3 protein-coding genes are annotated in these 4083 nt (G+C 54.6%); all 3 read left to right on the top strand.

Annotated elements, in window-relative coordinates:
• Positions 1-39: 39 nt before the first annotated feature.
• From JRF57_16200 to JRF57_16190, 3 genes are read left to right on the top strand one after another with little or no spacing between them, the layout of a single operon-like run.
• A complete protein-coding gene (locus JRF57_16200; GenBank protein ID MBW2305239.1) occupies positions 40-1743 on the top strand; it encodes an NTP transferase domain-containing protein in 1704 nt (567 codons plus the stop codon).
• Positions 1740-2783: an N-acetylneuraminate synthase family protein gene (locus JRF57_16195; GenBank protein MBW2305238.1), complete on the top strand. Its 1044-nt coding sequence runs from the start codon at positions 1740-1742 to the stop codon at positions 2781-2783. Before JRF57_16200 ends, JRF57_16195 begins: the two co-directional genes overlap by 4 nt.
• Before the next feature lie 3 nt (positions 2784-2786).
• Positions 2787-3809, top strand: coding sequence for a glycosyltransferase family 4 protein (locus tag JRF57_16190; GenBank protein MBW2305237.1), 1023 nt, complete (start codon positions 2787-2789; stop codon positions 3807-3809).
• Positions 3810-4083 lie beyond the last annotated feature (274 nt).

Below are 4083 nucleotides of genomic sequence, written 5' to 3'. Positions count from 1 at the left end.
CAAAAGGGGACGTTTTTCAAAGGTCTCGGGAAGAGATTGATGAGGAATAGAACATCTAAGCCACGGGAAGAGAAGAAAGAAGAGAAGATGAAAAGCATCGTGATCATTCCAGCACGGGGGGGATCCAAGGCTATCCCTAGAAAAAATCTTCGGCCGCTCCGAGGTAAGCCCCTCATATCATATGCCATTCAGGCCGCCCTGGATTCCGAGAAGGTCGGAAGAGTCGTCGTCAGCACGGAGGACGAGGAAATCGCCCTATTTGCGGAACGTTTCGGTGCCGAGGTCATCAAACGTCCGGAGAACCTGGCCGGGGATGACGTGACGCTCGATCCGGTCGTCGTGCATGCAGTGGAATCGGCGGAAAATCGATGGGGGGAGGTCTACGATGCCGTCGTGACCGTTCAGCCGACATGTCCCTTCGTGACGGGTGGGGACATCGACCAGGCCATTGAAAAGCTCGCGGCGGAAGGGGCGGACACCCTTCTTACGGCCCACGAGGACCGGCATTTGCGCTGGAAGGAAGAAGGGGGACGGATCGTTCCGGATTACGAAAAGCGGTTGAACCGCCAACTTCTCCCTCCTTGCTACCGGGAGACGGGCGTGATCAATGCCTGTACGAGGAAGCAATTGAGGACCGGCACACGGGTGGGTGAGAAGATCTCCCTCATGGTTCTGGACGAAATAAAGAGCATCGACATCGATACTTACCATGATTTCTGGGTAGCTGAAATGATTCTCAAGAGAAAGAGGATCGTTTTCACCGTTACGGGCAATGCCGAGACTGGCCTGGGTCATGCTTATCGGGCGGTGATGCTGGCCCATGAGTTCATTCAACATGATATCGTTTTCGTCTGTACCGAGGAGGACGACCTGGCCGAGAACTACATCTCGGAGCAAAATTACCCGGTCGTTGTCACGGAGCGCGCCCGGTTCCTGGATACGGTCCTTTCCCTGGGGCCGGATATGGTTATAAACGACATCCTGGATACAGGGGCCGATTACATCTGGAGCCTCAAGAAAGCGGGCATCAAGGTCGTGAACTTCGAGGACCTGGGACTTGGGGCCGAAATCGCCGACCTGGTGATCAACGCCTTATATCCTTACCGTTTTCCATACGAGCACTTCCGAGTGGGGCCCAAGTACTTCTGCCTGCGCGACGAGTTTCTTCATCTTTCCCAAAGAGAACGAAAGGGCCCGGTCGGCAGCATCCTGGTGGCCTTCGGCGGCGTTGATGAGGGGAATCTGACCTGCCGGGTGCTGGAAGTTCTCTCAGGCCTTTTGCAGAAAAACCGGGTTGATGTCCATGTGATCGTAGGTCCCGGTTACCGGCATCACGAGGAACTCCGAAAATTGTTGGACCGCCTGGATTCGAAATTCATCCACTACGCAAACGCTACACGGAAGATCAGCGAATACATGACCGCGGCCGATATGGCCATCACTTCCGCCGGGAGGACGGTCCTGGAACTGGCCAGTATCGGGGTTCCCACGATCGTGATCGCCCAGAACTCGAGAGAGACAAGGCATACGGTGGCCTCGGGGGATAACGGAATCATCAACCTGGGCCACCGAAAGGACGTCACGGACGACGTGATCCGGGAAGCGGTCGAACGCCTCATGGAAGACGAGGCATTGAGGGCCAGGATGCGGGACCGGATGCTAAGGATGGGTATTTCAGACGGGAAAAGGACCGTGATCCAGGAGATCAACGCATTGCTCGAGCAAGGAGCCGAAGGGAAATGATCATTGGTAAAAGGCAGGTCGGAATGTACCTGTCTCCATACATTATTGCGGAAATCGGGGTCAACCACGAGGGCTCCCTCGACCTGGCGAAAGAACTCATCGACCAGGCGGCGGAGGGAGGGGTCCACGGGGTCAAATTTCAATATTACAAGGCTGAAAGACTTGCTTCCCGCAACTCCCCAGCCTACTGGGATACGACCCGGGAGCCGACCTTGAGCCAGTACGAATTGTTCAAGAAATACGATGCATTCGGCCCAAGGGAGTACGAGCTTTTGGCCGATCATTGTGGAAAAAGAGAGGTGGACTTCCTGTGCACACCCTTTGACACAAGGGCGGTGGATGAGCTGGACCCCCTTGTGCCCGCCTTCAAAATCGCATCTGCGGACATCACGAACCTTCCCCTTCTCCGAAAGGTGGCCCGCTCGGGAAAGCCGGTTTTGCTTTCAACCGGGGCGGCCACGCTTCCGGAAATAGAATTCGCAAAGGAAGTCCTCCAGGAGAACGGCGCCCCGGAGATCGCTCTCCTTCACTGTGTTCTCAACTATCCTACGGACGAAAAACATGCTCAACTTTTTCAGATCAGGGTCCTCCAGGGTGCTTTCCCGGACTGCCTGGTGGGGTACTCCGACCACGTGGTCCCTGATGAAACCGTCAGCGCCCTGGAAATGGCCGCCCTCCTGGGGGCCTCGATTCTTGAAAAGCATTTCACCCACGACAAAACCCTTCCTGGAAATGATCATTACCACGCTATGAACGCCCTGGATCTCAAACGATTCCTGGCAAAATTGAAGAAGTATAGAAGTTTACTTGGAAAGGAAAGCAAAGATGTATCTCTTGAGAAGGAAGCCAGGTCCCATGCTCGAAGGAGCATCGTAGCGTTGAAGAATATCGGTAAGGGTGAAGTGCTGACAGAGGAAAACATCACGGTAAAGAGGCCCGGACACGGAATCAGTCCGCTCCTCTGGGACAGCGTGATCGGCAGGCGGGCCACGAGGGAGATCCGGGAGGATGCGCTTCTCCAATGGGGGGATTTTGAATAGGGAATGAATCTCCTGGTTTTCAATATCAGGACGGACGCAGACCATCCAACCCAGGGGGTGACCACGGGATGGTTGAACGCCCTGGGTGAGCGATTCGAACACATATCCGTGATCACCATGCACAAGGGCCGCCTGGCCCTCAGGAAAAACATTGAGGTGTATTCCGTCGGGGGGGAACGGGGCGTTTCAAGAGCCATGAAAGTACTGAACTTCTACCGACTTCTCCGTCAGACCTTGAAAAAGAGGCACTTCGATGGATGTTTTACCCACATGGCCGTGCTCTTCACCCTGCTGGGAGGGCCTATCCTGGCCTTGAAAGGTATCCCGAGGATTACCTGGTATGCCCACAGTGTCATCAATCCAGTCATGTTCGGCGCCTTCATGTTGAGCGATGCCGTCGTCACAGCGAGCCCCGACAGCTTCCGGATAAAAGCCGGGAAAGTGAAGGTTACCGGCCACGGGATCGATACGGCCCTCTATTCCAGAAGGCCCAGGGCCCCAAACGAAGTGTTTGTGATCGGATCTGTCGGGCGGATCTCCAGGATCAAGGGTTACGAAACCCTTATCAAAGCCGTCCACCTGATGATCATGGAAGGTTGCCGTGATTTCAAGGTCATGCTTTACGGGAACGTCCAGACGGAGGATGACAGGAAGTATAGACAGGAACTCGATGATCTGTGCAAAACTTACGGGTTGCAGTCTTTTGTCCGATTCCCAGGCCCCCTTAAACGGGAAGAAGTCCCTGCGATCGTTTCCGGATTCGATGTGTTCGTGAACATGCTGTCAAGGGGAGGGGCGGGGAAGGCTGTGCTCGAGGCCATGAGTATCGAAGTCCCCACCCTTGTCTGTACGCCGGCCTTCAATCAGGTCCTGAGCCCTGAGGACAGGCTGCGCCTTGTTTTTCGTGCCGGAGACCCAGGGGATCTCAAGGAAAAGATCGTGGGAATCATGCAGATGGATAGTTATCGGCGAAAATTTATGATCTTTTCACCTGTCTTAACAGGGGCCGAAGTGGTACGCGGTTGAATTTGTAAATGGAAGAAGAAGTTATTGTTCCTATTCTGCTTGCCAGGTATTGGTAAGGAGGAATTTGAAGGATAATGATATTGGAACCTAAATTGAGCGATTTGCCGAGTTTTCTGGAGATGCAAGGCGCGCGAGGATTCAGGAATGAGACGTACATATCAGTACGCCGCAATGACGGAATCCGAAGCGCCTGTCTGCGTGCCTGCCTGTCCCGTTGGGACGGCAGACAGGCACCGCACAGGCAGGCAACGCAGCAGATCCGGTAAAATCGGAA

Source organism: Deltaproteobacteria bacterium (genome assembly GCA_019310525.1).
Classification (GTDB): Bacteria; Desulfobacterota; DSM-4660; order Desulfatiglandales; family HGW-15; genus JAFDEE01.
This window is presented reverse-complemented; position numbering and strand designations above follow the sequence as displayed.